The organism is Pseudomonas sp. G2-4 (assembly GCF_030064125.1).
In the GTDB taxonomy this organism is placed as follows: domain Bacteria; phylum Pseudomonadota; class Gammaproteobacteria; order Pseudomonadales; family Pseudomonadaceae; genus Aquipseudomonas.
On sequence record NZ_CP125957.1, the window covers coordinates 5688018 to 5701628 of the forward strand.

At 63.2% G+C, this 13611-nt stretch carries 15 protein-coding genes; 5 read left to right on the forward strand and 10 right to left on the reverse strand.

Annotation, left to right across the window (positions count from 1 at the left end; translation table 11 throughout):
- Positions 1-9: 9 nt before the first annotated feature.
- From rlmH to QNH97_RS24940, 4 genes are all read right to left on the reverse strand, one after another.
- Positions 10-477 (reverse strand): 23S rRNA (pseudouridine(1915)-N(3))-methyltransferase RlmH, encoded by a 468-nt coding sequence (gene rlmH, locus QNH97_RS24925; protein ID WP_003185785.1) that lies wholly within the window; start codon positions 475-477, stop codon positions 10-12.
- A 9-nt stretch (positions 478-486) separates the two neighbouring features.
- Entirely contained in the window at positions 487-981 is a 495-nt protein-coding gene (rsfS, locus tag QNH97_RS24930) for a ribosome silencing factor (RefSeq protein ID WP_025215650.1), read from the reverse strand.
- Between the two features lie 71 nt (positions 982-1052).
- Positions 1053-1736 carry a nicotinate-nucleotide adenylyltransferase gene (gene nadD, locus QNH97_RS24935; protein WP_283554351.1) on the reverse strand — a complete coding sequence of 228 codons (684 nt, stop codon included), beginning with the start codon at positions 1734-1736 and terminating at the stop codon, positions 1053-1055.
- Between the two features lies 1 nt (position 1737).
- Entirely contained in the window at positions 1738-3009 is a 1272-nt protein-coding gene (locus QNH97_RS24940) for a glutamate-5-semialdehyde dehydrogenase (RefSeq protein WP_283554352.1), read from the reverse strand.
- A gap of 186 nt (positions 3010-3195) precedes the next feature.
- Here QNH97_RS24940 and QNH97_RS24945 point away from each other — a divergent pair, with 186 nt between their 5' ends.
- Together QNH97_RS24945 and QNH97_RS24950 are read left to right on the forward strand one after the other, a co-directional pair.
- On the forward strand, positions 3196-3876 hold the full coding sequence (locus tag QNH97_RS24945) for a DNA-3-methyladenine glycosylase (protein ID WP_283554353.1): 681 nt from the start codon (positions 3196-3198) through the stop codon (positions 3874-3876).
- Between the two features lie 243 nt (positions 3877-4119).
- Positions 4120-5436, forward strand: coding sequence for a bifunctional DedA family/phosphatase PAP2 family protein (locus QNH97_RS24950; RefSeq protein ID WP_283554354.1), 1317 nt, complete (start codon positions 4120-4122; stop codon positions 5434-5436).
- A gap of 191 nt (positions 5437-5627) precedes the next feature.
- Here QNH97_RS24950 and QNH97_RS24955 read toward each other — a convergent pair whose 3' ends face one another.
- The 3 genes from QNH97_RS24955 to QNH97_RS24965 are packed head-to-tail and all read right to left on the reverse strand — an operon-like array spanning position 5628 to position 7307.
- Positions 5628-6218: an LON peptidase substrate-binding domain-containing protein gene (locus QNH97_RS24955; RefSeq protein ID WP_283554355.1), complete on the reverse strand. Its 591-nt coding sequence runs from the start codon at positions 6216-6218 to the stop codon at positions 5628-5630.
- Between the two features lie 10 nt (positions 6219-6228).
- Complete coding sequence (locus tag QNH97_RS24960; RefSeq protein ID WP_283554356.1) at positions 6229-6945, reverse strand: LrgB family protein; 717 nt, start codon at positions 6943-6945, stop codon at positions 6229-6231.
- The gene (locus QNH97_RS24965; RefSeq protein WP_283554357.1) at positions 6942-7307 is read right to left on the reverse strand and encodes a CidA/LrgA family protein; all 366 of its coding nucleotides are present in this window, start codon (positions 7305-7307) and stop codon (positions 6942-6944) included. Before QNH97_RS24965 ends, QNH97_RS24960 begins: the two co-directional genes overlap by 4 nt.
- Positions 7308-7665: 358 nt before the next feature.
- Between QNH97_RS24965 and QNH97_RS24970 the strand changes: the two genes are divergently transcribed.
- The 3 genes from QNH97_RS24970 (at position 7666) to QNH97_RS24980 (ending at position 10611) form a co-directional block, all read left to right on the forward strand.
- Positions 7666-8121 (forward strand): MaoC family dehydratase, encoded by a 456-nt coding sequence (locus tag QNH97_RS24970; RefSeq protein WP_092394624.1) that lies wholly within the window; start codon positions 7666-7668, stop codon positions 8119-8121.
- A gap of 102 nt (positions 8122-8223) precedes the next feature.
- A complete protein-coding gene (locus QNH97_RS24975) occupies positions 8224-9942 on the forward strand; it encodes a C13 family peptidase (protein ID WP_283554358.1) in 1719 nt (572 codons plus the stop codon).
- A 27-nt stretch (positions 9943-9969) separates the two neighbouring features.
- On the forward strand, positions 9970-10611 hold the full coding sequence (locus QNH97_RS24980) for an oxidoreductase (protein WP_283554359.1): 642 nt from the start codon (positions 9970-9972) through the stop codon (positions 10609-10611).
- A gap of 272 nt (positions 10612-10883) precedes the next feature.
- Here QNH97_RS24980 and QNH97_RS24985 read toward each other — a convergent pair whose 3' ends face one another.
- From QNH97_RS24985 to mpl, 3 genes are read right to left on the reverse strand one after another with little or no spacing between them, the layout of a single operon-like run.
- Complete coding sequence (locus QNH97_RS24985) at positions 10884-11168, reverse strand: YceK/YidQ family lipoprotein (protein WP_283554360.1); 285 nt, start codon at positions 11166-11168, stop codon at positions 10884-10886.
- Positions 11161-11793, reverse strand: coding sequence for a flavin prenyltransferase UbiX (gene ubiX / locus QNH97_RS24990; protein ID WP_283554361.1), 633 nt, complete (start codon positions 11791-11793; stop codon positions 11161-11163). Before ubiX ends, QNH97_RS24985 begins: the two co-directional genes overlap by 8 nt.
- Positions 11790-13139 carry a UDP-N-acetylmuramate:L-alanyl-gamma-D-glutamyl-meso-diaminopimelate ligase gene (gene mpl, locus QNH97_RS24995; RefSeq protein WP_283554362.1) on the reverse strand — a complete coding sequence of 450 codons (1350 nt, stop codon included), beginning with the start codon at positions 13137-13139 and terminating at the stop codon, positions 11790-11792. The genes ubiX and mpl overlap by 4 nt, the downstream gene beginning before the upstream one ends.
- Positions 13140-13611: the final 472 nt, after the last annotated feature.

Sequence of the window (13611 nt, forward strand, 5' to 3'; positions counted from 1 at the left end):
AGGGCAGGGTTACTTGTGGTAAGGGTGCCCGGACAGGACTGTCCAGGCACGATACAACTGTTCGCCGATCAGAATCCGCACCAGTGGATGCGGTAACGTCAACGGCGACAACGACCAACGCTGATCGGCCCGGGCACAGACTTCCGGCGCCAACCCTTCCGGGCCGCCGACCATGAAATTGACCGTGCGCGAATCCAGCCGCCAGCGATCGAGCTCCACCGCCAGTTGCTCGGTACTCCAGGGCTTGCCGTGGACTTCGAGGGTGACGATCCGCTCGTTCGGCCCGACCTTGGCCAACATGGCTTCGCCTTCCTGACGAATAAAGCGCGCCACGTCGGCGTTCTTGCCGCGGGTATTGAGCGGAATTTCCACCAGTTCCAGGGCCAGCTCGGACGGAAGACGCTTGGCATATTCATGCCAGCCTTCTTCCACCCACTTGGGCATGCGAGAACCGACGGCGATCAGGCGCAGTCGCACAGCGGTCCCTTATTGCTGGTCTTTGTTGAGCTTGGTGAAGTGCTCATGGCTGTTTTCCGGGCTGTGGTGCGCGGCGCTCGCCGAACGGCTCTGCTCGGCACCGGCCCACAGGCGCTCCAGGTCATAGAACTGGCGCGCCGAGGCGGTCATCATGTGCACGATGACGTCGTCCATGTCCAACAGCACCCAGTCGCTGTCGCCCTTGCCTTCTTCACCCAGCGGCTTGACGCCCTGGGCCTTGACCGCTTCGCGGACCTTGTCCAGCATCGCGCCGATCTGGCGGTTGGAGGTACCGGTGGCGATGATCATGTAGTCCGTGATGCTCTGCTTTTCACGAACGTCGATCACCTGGATGTCCTGGGCCTTGACGTCTTCCAGGGCCGCCACGGCCACCTTGACCAGCTCTTCGCCAGCCAGAACCACGCCGGTATGCGCCTCTACGGGCAGCGGGGCGCTTTTGAACGTGCCTTTGCGCTTAACTTTGCTTACGTCTTTGTCAGTCATATAAAACTCGTTTTGCTCGTATGTTCGGGCGCTTCGCTACACGCATTCACGTGCCTTGAAGCGCGCCTTTTTCAGTTCGACGCACGGTAAAGCCCGTGCGCATCGATGTAGGCCAGGACCGCGTCGGGCACCAGGAAACGTACCGACTTACCGCTGGCCAGCAGTTGACGGATCTGGGTGGCGGATACCGCGAGCGGCGTCTGCCAGACGAATGCAATCTGTCCGCTCGGCCCTTTCAGGGCCAGCGGGTCGCTCACCGAGCGGGCCGCCAGCAGGTTGCGCAAGGCATCCGGCGGCTCGCTGTCGGCATCCGGGCGTTGCAGCACCAGGATGTGGCAATGCTGGAGCAACTCTTCCCAGCGATGCCAAGTGGGCAGGCCGCAAAATGCGTCCCAGCCCAGAAGCAGAAAAACCTGGGCATCAGCGGCCAGTTCGGCGCGCATCAGCTCCAGGGTATCCATGGTGTAGGACGGTTTGTCCCGCTGCAATTCGCGGGCATCCACCACCAACGGTGCCACACCGGCCACCGCGCACTCGACCATCGCCAGACGGTCCTGCGCCGATACCTGCGGCGTATCCCGGTGCGGCGGCCTGGCGCTGGGCGTCAGGCGTAGCTCATCGAGGGCCAGGGCATCGGCGACTTCCAGCGCACCGCGCAAATGGCCGATGTGCACCGGGTCGAACGTGCCGCCCAGGATACCGATGCGCCGGGGCGGGGCTGTCGTCACAGCGGCTGACGGGTCGAGGTCGCCCAAGTCAGACCGGCTCCTGTCCGCGTAACTGGCCGTCACCGACCACGATGTACTTCTCGCAGGTCAGGCCTTCGAGGCCAACCGGGCCGCGGGCGTGCAGCTTATCAGTAGAAATGCCGATCTCGGCACCCAATCCGTATTCGAAGCCGTCGGCGAAGCAGGTCGGGGTATTGATCATCACCGACGCCGAGTCCACTTCGGCGACGAACCGCCGGGTTTCCCCCAGGTTTTCACTGACGATGGAATCGGTGTGGTGCGAGCCGTGGCGATTGATATGGTCGATGGCCTGGTCCAGCCCGTCGATCACACGGATCGACAGGATCGGCGCCAGGTACTCGGTGTCCCAGTCTTCTTCGGTGGCCACCGTCGCCTCGATGATCGCCCGGGTGCGCTCGCAACCACGCAGCTCGACGCCTTTTTCGCGGAACTGGGCGGCCATCGACGGCAGGAAGGCCTCGGCAACGGCCTGATCCACCAGCAGGGTTTCCATCGCGCCACAGATGCCATAACGGTAGGTCTTGGCGTTGAAGGCGATGCGCTGGGCCTTTGGCAGCTCGGCGTGGGCGCTGACGTAGACGTGGCAGATGCCGTCCAAGTGTTTGATCACCGGCACGCGGGCGTCACGACTGACCCGCTCGATCAGGCCCTTGCCACCACGTGGGACGATGACGTCGACGAATTCGGGCATGGTGATCAGCGCACCCACTGCGGCGCGGTCGGTGGTTTCCACCACTTGCACCACGGCGGCCGGCAGATCGGCTTCGGCCAGGCCGCGCTGGATGCAGGCGGCAATGGCGCGGTTGGAATGGATCGCCTCGGAACCGCCGCGCAGGATGGTCGCGTTACCCGACTTCAGGCACAGGCTCGCGGCGTCGATGGTCACGTTTGGCCGCGACTCGTAGATGATCCCGACCACGCCCAGCGGCACGCGCATCTTGCCGACCTGGATGCCCGACGGCCGATAACTCATGTCGCGGATCGCCCCGACCGGGTCCGGCAGCGCCGCGACCTGACGCAGACCGACGATCATGCCGTCGATGCGTGCCGGGGTCAGCGCCAGGCGCTCGAGCATGGCCGGTTCAAGGCCATTGGCCCGACCAGCGGCCAGGTCCAGCTCATTGGCGGCGGACAGCTCGGCGCGCGCAGCGTCCAGCGCATTGGCGGCGGCCTGCAGGGCGCGGTTTTTCTGCGCGGTGCTGGCACGGCCGATGATGCGCGACGCTTCGCGAGCGGCGCGACCCAGGCGGGTCATGTAGTCAAGAACGGACTCAGTCATGGTCTGTGTGGTCTTGGCAAAGAGGAAAGCGGCAGATTATAGCTGTCGTAACCCTCGACTAACAGCGTGGACTCGCAGTGGTGACCGGCGGAAGCGCAAATCCTGCAGAAATTGTCGGTGTTCAGCGGTGATTAAGCTTTCCATTGCTATCATCGCGCTTCCTTTGGCCTCACTTCGTTTATCGCCATGACCGATTCGCCACGTCCGCCAAACGCCCTGCCCCACGCTTTTTTTGACCGTGATGCCCAAGTGCTGGCCCAGGACTTACTGGGCAAGGTCATTCGTCACAAGGTCGGTGACCTGTGGCTCAGCGCGCGGATCATCGAGACCGAAGCCTATTACTTCGCCGAAAAAGGCAGCCACGCTTCGTTGGGCTACACGGAAAAACGTAAGGCATTGTTTCTGGATGGCGGCCACATCTATATGTACTACGCCCGGGGCGGCGATTCGCTGAACTTCAGCGCCCAGGGCCCCGGCAATGCGGTGCTGATCAAATCGGCGTACCCCTGGGTCGACGCGGTTTCCGGCCCGGCGAGCCTGGCGCAGATGCTGCTGAACAACCCCGATGCCCAGGGCCGCCCGCGCGCCTCACAAAAACTCTGTGCCGGCCAGACCTTGCTGTGCAAGGCTTTGGGGCTGAAAGTGCCGGACTGGGACGCCAAACGCTTCGACCCCGAGCGATTGCTGGTGGAAGACGTGGGCGTGCCGACGGTCAATGTGATCCAGACCACACGCCTGGGCATTCCCCTGGGCCGGGACGAACACTTGCTCTATCGCTTCGTCGACGCGGCCTACGCACCGTGGTGCACCCGGAACCCGTTGCGTCGCGGACAGGTCGAAGGGCGCGATTATTTTTTGCTTACATGAACACACCGCTCCCACAGGGATCTTCAGTGGTCACAGGTTTTGTGCTCACAACAGAACCCCATGTGGGAGCGAGCTTGCTCGCGATAGCGTCGGGTCAGCAGAATGGGGGTTGACTGACACACCGTCATCGCGAGCAAGCTCGCTCCCACAGGGGGATCTCCCACAGGGATCTTCAGTGGTCACAGGTTTTGTGCTCCCACAGTAAAAATTGCATGCTGCTTAATTTTCAATGGAGTTGTTTTTATGGGCCCATGGCTCGATAGCATCACCGGCTGGCTGACTGCCAACCCGCAATGGCTGGCAGTGGCGGTGTTTATCGTCGCCTGTGTGGAATGCCTGGCCATCGCCGGGCTGATCGTGCCAGGCACCGTACTGTTATTTGCCATCGCGGTGCTGGCCGGCAGTGGGGCGTTGTCCCTCGGTGAAACGCTGTTGCTGGGTCTACTGGGTGGGTTGCTCGGTGACTTGGTGTCGTATTTCCTGGGCCGCCATTTTCACCAGAACATCCGCCGCCTGCCGGGGCTGCGGCATCATCCGGAATGGATGAGCGCGGCGGAAAGCTATTTCCAGCGCTACGGCATCGCCAGTCTGCTGGTGGGCCGTTTTATCGGCCCGCTCAGGCCAATGCTGCCGATGGTAGCGGGCATGTGCGACATGCCGTTCCCGCGCTTCGCCGCTGTGAGCCTGTTGGCCGCCGCGGGCTGGACCGTTGCCTACCTGTTGCCGGGCTGGGCCACCGGCGCGGCATTTCGCCTGCCGTTACCTGAAGGTTTCTGGCCACAAGCCGGCGTCGTCATCGGCAGTATCGCGGTGATGATCGGCCTGAGCGTCAACAGCAGCCTGCGCCGCCATCGCCACGCCTCGGCGCTGATCGCAGGCATAGGCCTGGTGATCCTGATCGGGTTGTTCATCGGCTTTCGTTACCTGACGGCGTTCGATCAGGGCCTGGTGGCCCTGGTCCAGGAACATCGCAGCGCGACAATGGACGAAATCGCCGTGACCTTCACGCTGATGGGCGAATTCCGCTACATGCTGATCTTCAGCAGCCTGTTGACGGCCTCGCTACTGCTGGCCCGCCAATGGCGGCAGGCAATCTTTGCCGGCGGCACGATGCTCCTCACCTCACTGGCCAATACCGGCAGCAAGCACTTCTTCGCCCGCGTGCGCCCGGAAATCCTCACCGACCCACTGACCAGCTACAGCATGCCCAGCGGCCATGCCTCCGGCGCATTCGCGCTGTTCCTGAGCCTCGCCATCCTGGCCGGTCGCGGACAACCGCCGCGCATGCGCCTGACCTGGCTGCTGCTGGCCTGCTTGCCAGCGTTGGCCATTGCCCTGTCGCGGGTGTACCTGGGGGTTCATTGGCCGAGCGACGTGATCGCCGGCGCCATGCTCGCCGCCTGCGTCTGCGCCGCCGTCCTGTGGTTGAGCCAGCGCCAGGCGCCGCTGCCGGCCATGCCAGCGAAAATCTGGTGGTTGATTTTGCCGGCGCTGGTGGCGGCGTTCAGCTTCTTTGCGTTGCGGCACCTGCCGCATGCGATGTTGCGGTATGCCTATTAGGCAATCGCGAGCAAGCTTGCTCCCACAGGGGATTTATGGCGCACGCTAATCCCGCAGCCAGCCCGAAACCACTGTGGGAGCGAGCTTGCTCGCGATGACGGCTGCACAGTCAATATTGATGCAAGCTGACCCACCGCCATCGCGAGCAAGCTCGCTCCCACAGGGGGTGGTGGCGTACAGGGGATTGTGTGTCAGGCAAACAATTCACCCTGCAACTCATCGAGCAAAGCCTGGATCGCATCCAGGCGCTGCTGGGGATCATCGAGCTGCAGCAGGTCGATCTTGTCCAGTTCATTGAACGGCAGCAGATAGGCCAGTTGATTGGCCAGGGACTGCTGGCCGGTCGCTTCGGTGCCCATGTTCAGCGCCTCGACCATCGGGTGCTCGGCCAGGGCCTTGAGCAGGGCCACCAGGTCGGCATCCTCGTCCTGTAGCGGCTGCTCCGGCTCTTCTTCCAGCCACTCGACTTCAGCCACCGTCAATTGATCCGGCTGGACGCTGCTGCCGTGCACGATAAAGCGCCGCCCGCCTTGCACGCGAATGCCCAGCAGGCCGTTGTCCTGCTGGGAGAAATCGGTGATGCGTGCTTCACAACCGACCCGCGCATAACCGTCAGGCGCGATGCCGACTTCCTCGCCATCGAGGATGCACACCACCCCGAACCCTTCGCCCTTTTTCATGCAGCGACCGATCATGTCGAGGTAACGCGCCTCGAAAATCTGCAAATCGAGGATGCAGCCGGGGAACAGCACGGTGTTCAACGGGAAAAGCGGCAAGTTCATAACCAGTTCCTTAGACCGTCATCGACACCACCAACGGCAGCAACACCGCCGTGGCCACGCCCATCAGACTCATCGCCAGCGCCGCAAAGGCACCGGACTCTTCGCTTTCCTGCAACGCCACCGACGTGCCCACCGCATGGGCCGTCAGCCCCAGGGCCATCCCCCGGGCCTCCGGGCTATGGACACCCAGCCGGTTCAAAATGCTCGGGCCGAGGATCGCTCCGAGCACGCCGGTAATCAATACAAACACCGCCGCCATCGCCGCGACACCGCCGATCTGCTCGGCCACCAGCATGGCGATCGGCGACGTCACCGACTTGGGCGCCATGGTCATCAGGATCATGTGCTCGGCGCCGAACGCCCAGCCCAACATCACCGCAGAGCCGGTGGCAAACACCCCGCCTATCACCAGCGTAGTAAAAATCGGCCAGAACAATTGCCGAATCCGCCGCAGGTTCAAATACAACGGCACCGCCAGGGCGACCGTGGCCGGGCCCAGCAGAATACTTAGGATCTCAGTGCTCTCGCGGTATTCGGCGTAGCTGATGCCACAACCGACCAGCACGCCGATCAACAGCACCATCGACATCAGCACCGGTTGCAGGAACACCCAGCGGGTCTTTTCGAACGCCGCCAGCACTAATTGATAGGCGCCCAGGGTAATGCCGATGCCGAACAACGGATGATGGATCACCGAGTTCCAGGCGCCCGGCCAGTCGAGCATCATTGGCCGTCCTCCGCAGCGGGAGCGTGACGCCGGGCCAGGCGCTGCATCAATACGCCGGTAAACGCCATGGACAGCACCAGTGACAACACCAGCGCACCGACGATGGCCCAGAAATCGGCAGCAATGGCCCGGGCATACACCATCACCCCCACTGCTGGCGGCACCAGCAACAACGGCAGGTAACGCAGCAGGCTGCCGGCGGCCAGGTTCAAGGGCTCGCCGACTTCGCCGCGCATGATCAGATAGCCCAGCAACAGCAGCAGGCCAATGATCGGCCCCGGCAGCACCGGCAAGAACAAATGATTGATCGCTGTGCCCAGCAATTGGAACAGCACCAGCCAGGTCAGGCCCCGTAGCAACATCCGCTCTCTCCCCCTGCAACAGCCCCAATGAACGCGCCAATTCGGTTCACTCAAGCGAGCGGCGTGATGGTGTGGCGAGGGAGCTTGCTCCCGCTGGGCTGCGCAGCGGCCCCATTTTATGAGCGCTTCGCACTCAAGCGGGAGCAAGCTCCCTCGCCACGGAATCAAACGCACACGTTAAGTGAACGGAACTGCAAAGAATGCGCCCGCATTATAAGCACGCCGGCGCTATGGGTCGGCATTCGTAAAAAGCATGGTCGATGACCTTCCCTGCGCGTCATGTTGATCTACAGTGGTTCTCCGGGGACGCCGATCCCCGTCAATAAAGACAAAACAGATGAACCCAAGGAGAGTCTCAATGCCCTACGTTCCCGTTGCAGCGCTCAAAGATTATGTCGGCAAGGAACTTGGACGTTCCGAATGGCTGACCATCGATCAGGAGCGCATCAACCTGTTCGCCGAAGCCACTGGCGACTTTCAGTTCATCCACGTCGACCCGGTCAAGGCCGCCCAGACCCCGTTCGGCAGCACCATTGCCCACGGGTTCCTGTCGCTGTCGCTGATGCCCAAGCTGATGGAAGACATCCTGATCTTGCCCGAAGGCGTGAAGATGGTCGTCAACTACGGGCTCGACAGCGTGCGCTTCATCCAGCCGGTCAAGGTAGATTCCAAGGTCCGGCTCAAGGTCGACCTGGTGGACGTCACCGAGAAAAAACCCGGCCAATGGCTGCTCAAGGCCACCGCCACGCTGGAAATCGAAGGCTCGGACAAACCGGCCTACATTGCCGAACCCCTGTCGCTCTGCTTCGTGTGAACCTGCGCCGATGCGAAGCCGTTCGGGCAGTTTCGCATCGCTTCTCTGTATCCAGGGGGGCTAGCTGCGGCATACTCGTCGCCTGACGACCTGGATCCCGTTATGCGCTTACTTGTCCCCCTGGCTCTGACCCTATTGCTTACCGCTTGCGGTGACGGCGAATCGCTGTTGCCCCCGGACGCACGCCTGCCCGACGGCGGACGCTATCGCGGCGACCTGGTAGACGGCCTGCTGCAAGGCCAGGGGCGCATCGACTACCCCAACGGCAGTTGGTACGCCGGGCAGTTCGACAAGGGCCAGTGGCACGGTACCGGTGAATGGCATGGCAGCAATGGCGAGGTCTATCGTGGCCAGTTCGAAACCGGCCTGTTTCAAGGCCAGGGTAGCCTGACCACGCCGAGCAGCAGCTACACCGGCGGCTTCAAGCAAGGTCGCCGGGACGGTGAAGGGACCTTGAAAGAAAACGGCATGAGCTACCGCGGCGAATTCAAGGCCGACCGGTATTCCGGCCTCGGGCGCCTGGAGCTCGACGACGGCAGCCAGTATCAAGGCCCATTCGTCAACGGCAAGCCCAACGGCGAAGGCCAGCGCTTCGACGCCAGCGGCAACCAGTTCACCGGGCACTTCGTCGATGGCCAGCTCGAGGGCAAGGGCACGTTCAACAGCGCCGATGGCGATGTCTATATCGGCGGCTTCAAGAACAACCAGCTCAACGGCCGCGGTCGCTACGAAAATGCCGACGGCGATGTCTGGATCGGCCAGTTCAAGGACGGCGCACTGACCGGCAAAGGCGAACTGATCGGTGCCGACGGCAGCCATTACCTCGGTCAATTCAGCGACTGGCGCTTTACCGGCCAGGGCCGCTTGAACCTGCCCGACGGCAGTTTCTACATCGGCCAGTTCGAAAGCGACAGCTATCACGGACGCGGCACCCTGGTGTTGACCGACGGCACCGTGCAAAGCGGCACCTGGGCCAAGGGCCAGCGGGTGCGCGACGCGGACGGCAGGCTGCTGCCGGATGTGCTCGAACTCGGCCTGTTGGCCCAAGGTCGCCTGCTGGAGGATGCCTTGGCCAACATCCCGGCTTCCACGCCGGCGGTGGAGCTGTACAGCCTGACCCTCGGCGGCGACGGCAAGCAAAGCGTGTTCCTGCGCGAATCCGACTACGTCGCCAACATGCTCGCCAGCCGTTTCGGCGCGTTCGGGCAGATCCGCCTGGTGAACCACCGCGACCACCTCGGCGACCGGCCCATGGCCAGCCGCGAAAGCCTGCGCCGCGCCGCCGCCACCCTGGCCGAGCGCAGCGGCCCGGAAGACCTGATCTTCATCTACCTGACCAGCCACGGCACCAGCGAGCATGAACTGGTGCTCGACCAACCGCGCATGGAGCTGGCGGACCTGCCTGCCGACGAGCTCGCCGTGGTGCTGGCGCCGCTGAAGAACCGCGACAAGATCGTGGTGATCTCGGCCTGCTACTCCGGCGGTTTCATCCCGGCACTCAAGGATGAACGCACGCTGATCATGACCGCGTCCCGGGCCGACCGGGTGTCCTTCGGTTGCTCCGAAGAGGCCAATTTCACCTATTTCGGCGATGCCCTGTTCGCCCAGGCGCTGAACCAGACCGACGATCTGGAGCAGGCCTTCAAACGCGCCAAGGCGACCGTGGCCGAACGGGAGCAAGCCGACAATTTCGAAGCCTCCGAACCGCAGATGTGGGCGCCCAGGACCGTCCTGTCCCACTGGAAGCTGCTGCGCAAACAACAAGCGCGAAAAGCATTGCAAAGTGCTGCATTGAACGACGAGGCCATAAAGAGCAACTAAGCTGAACCGTATCAAGGGGGAAACACCATGTACTTGACGCCTCAGCATGTTTTGCTCGCCGGAGCCACCGGGTTGACTGGTGAACACTTGCTGGATCGGCTGCTCAACGAGCCGACCATCACCCGGGTCCTGGCACCCTCCCGCCGGCCGCTGGCCGAACATCCACACTTGGAAAACCCGGTCGGAGAGCCGGCCGAGGTATTGCCCCGACTCAGTGGCCAGGTGGACATCGCCTTTTGCTGCCTGGGCACGACCATCAAGAAAGCCGGTTCTGAACCAGCCTTTCGCGCGGTGGACCTGGACCTGGTCGTGGCGTTTGCCAAGCGCGCCCGGGAATTGGGCGCCCGGCACCTGATCGTGATCAGTGCCCTGGGGGCCGATGCGAAGTCATCGATCTTCTACAACCGGGTCAAAGGCGAAATGGAAGCCGCACTCAAGGCCCAGGACTGGCCGCAACTGACGATCTGCCGCCCTTCGCTACTGCTGGGCGACCGTGTCGAACCGCGCCTGGCCGAGCAACTGGCCGGGCCGCTGTCGAGGCTGATCCCGGGCAAATACCACGGCATCGAAGCCTGCCAACTGGCCCGCGCCATGTGGCGATTGGCGCTGGAAGAGCAGGACGGGGTGCGGGTGGTGGAGTCGGATGAGTTGCGCAAGCTGGGCAAATGATTCTGCAGCGCCTGACTGGGCCTCATCGCGAGCAAGCTCGCTCCCACAGTTGACCGAGTTTCGTCAGGAAGAATGAGGTCGAATGTGGGAGCGAGCTTGCTCGCGATAGAGAGCACCACCAATCCAAAGCCAGGCCCCATTGTGGCGAGGGAGCTTGCTCCCGCTCGACTGCGCAGCAGTCGCCTTCGGATTTGAACCAGACCAAAAAGCTTGGGGCCGCTTCGCAGCCCAGCGGGAGCAAGCTCCCTCGCCACGGGGTTCCGTGGTGTTTGTTACAACCCGCCCGTCGCCTGAAACCCCACCCCTATCGCCGTGAACAACGACAACGGCAGCAACAGGGTATCGAGCAGCGCACTGCCCGGCAGGTCGATGCCCGGGTAGCTCGGGGCTTCGGCGCCGAAGCGGTCCTTGGCGCAGCAGCCGCCATTGAGGGCGTAGAGATCCAGGCGCGTCCCGGCATACACCACCGGCGCGCCGGGCTTGGCGGCGTCGAGGGTGCGGGCGGTGGCGCAGCCGGTCAGTTGCAGCGCCAGCAGCACGATCAGCAGCTTATTCATCGCTGCTCAAATGATGCTCGCCCCAGCGCGGCAACATGTCTTGAGGGATGTTCAGCAGGTTGAGAATCCGCGCGACCACAAAATCGATCAGGTCGTCGATGGTCTGTGGCTGGTGATAAAAGCCCGGCGAAGCCGGCAGGATGGTCACGCCCATGTTCGACAACTTGAGCATGTGCTCCAGATGAATGCTCGAATACGGCGCCTCCCGCGGCACCAGGATCAACTGGCGGCGCTCCTTGAGCGTGACGTCCGCAGCCCGCTCGATCAGGTTGTTGCAGGCCCCGGTGGCAATCGCCGACAGCGTCCCGGTGGAACACGGCACCACCACCATGGCCGCCGGCGCGCCGGAGCCCGAGGCCACCGGCGACATCCAGTCTTCCTTGCCATACACCCGAATCTGCCCCGCCGCCGCACCCGTGTACTCGGTGAGGAAGGCCTGCATCATCTGGGTCTTGGCCGGCAGGGTCACGTCGGTTTCGGTGGCCATCACCAACTGCGCCGCCTTGGAGATGAGGAAATGCACCTCGCGGTCTTCCCGCACCAGGCAATCGAGCAGGCGCAAGCCGTATTGGGCGCCGGAAGCACCGGTCATCGCCAGCGTGATGCGTTCCGGACTGTTGTTCATCGCAGCGCCTCGGCCAGTTTGCCGTGCAGGCCGCCGAAGCCGCCATTGCTCATGATCACCACGTGAGTGCCGGGCTGGGCCTGGCTCTTCACGCGTTCGATGATGCCTTCCAGGGAATCGCTGACAATCGACGGCACGGTGCACAGCGCGGCCGTGGCGCCCAGGTCCCAGCCGAGGTTGGCCGGTGCGTACCAGATCACCTGGTCGGCATCCACCACGCTTTCCGGCAAGCCGTCACGGTGGGCGCCGAGCTTCATGGAGTTGGAGCGCGGCTCGATGATCGCGATCAGCGGCGCATCGCCGATACGCTTGCGCAAACCGTCGAGGGTGGTGGCGATGGCGGTCGGGTGGTGGGCGAAGTCGTCATAGATGGTGATGCCGCGCACCTCGGCGACTTTCTCCATCCGCCGCTTCACGCTCTTGAACGCGCTCAACGCGGCAATGCCCATGGACGGCACCACGCCGACATGCCGGGCCGCTGCCAATGTGGCCAGGGCGTTGGCGACGTTATGCTGGCCGGTCATGTCCCACTCGACCACGCCCTGGGACACGCCTTCGAACATCACTTCGAACTGCGAACCGTCGTCCTTGAGCAACTTCACTTGCCACTGCCCCCCCGCGCCGGTGGTTTGCACCGGGGTCCAGCAGCCCATCTCGATCACCCGCTGCAACGCCGGCTCGGTGGTCGGGTGGATGACCAGGCCTTCGCTGGGGATGATGCGCACCAAATGGTGGAACTGCCGCTCGATGGCCGGCAGATCGGGGAAGATGTCGGCATGATCGAACTCAAGGTTGTTGAGGATCGCCGTGCGTGGTCGGTAATGGACGAATTTCGAGCGCTTGTCGAAAAACGCGCTGTCGTATTCGTCGGCCTCGATCACGAAGAACGGCGTACCGCCCAGTCGCGCCGACACCGAGAAATTCTGCGGCACGCCGCCGATCAAGAAGCCCGGGCTCATGCCCGCGTGCTCCAGCACCCAGGCGAGCATGCTGCTGGTGGTGGTCTTGCCGTGAGTACCGGCCACGGCCAGGACCCAACGGCCCTGCAGCACGTGATCGGCCAGCCACTGCGGCCCGGACACATACGGCAAGCCTTTGTTGAGCACGTACTCCACCGCCGGGTTGCCCCGGGACATGGCGTTGCCGATGACCACCAGGTCTGGCGCCGGATCCAGTTGCGCCGGGTCATAGCCTTGGGTCAGCTCAATGCCCTGGGCTTCCAACTGCGTGCTCATCGGCGGGTAGACGTTAGCGTCCGAACCGGTCACGTGATGGCCCAGCTCCTTGGCCAGGACAGCCATCGAACCCATGAAAGTGCCGCAAATACCGAGAATATGGATGTGCATAGTCGACCTCGTAAACATGGCCGCAGGTTAGCGTAGGGAGGGGGAAATCGCACCTTGTGTTTCGATTTCACGCCGCTGAAGCAGCGCAAACCCCCTGTGGGAGCGAGCTTGCTTTATGTGGCGAGGGAGCTTGCTCCCGCTCGACTGCGCAGCAGTCGCCTTCGGTTTCAGGGTGGAAAGAAGCTTGGGGCCGCTTCGCAGCCCAGCGGGAGCAAGCTCCCTCGCCACATAGAGCTGGTTTGACTTGGGGGATGGTGGTTGTCAGCAGTCGCCGCCCTTGTGGGATTGAGCTTGCTCGCGATAGCGGTGGGTCAGCTTGCGGCGATGCTGAATGCACAACCCGGCTGTTGTGGCGAGGGAGCTTGCTCCCGCTCGACTGCGCAGCAGTCGCCTTCGGATTTGAGCCAGCCCCAAAAGCTTGGGGCCGCTGCGCAGCCCAGCGGGAGCAAGCTCCCTCGCCACATAGAGCTGG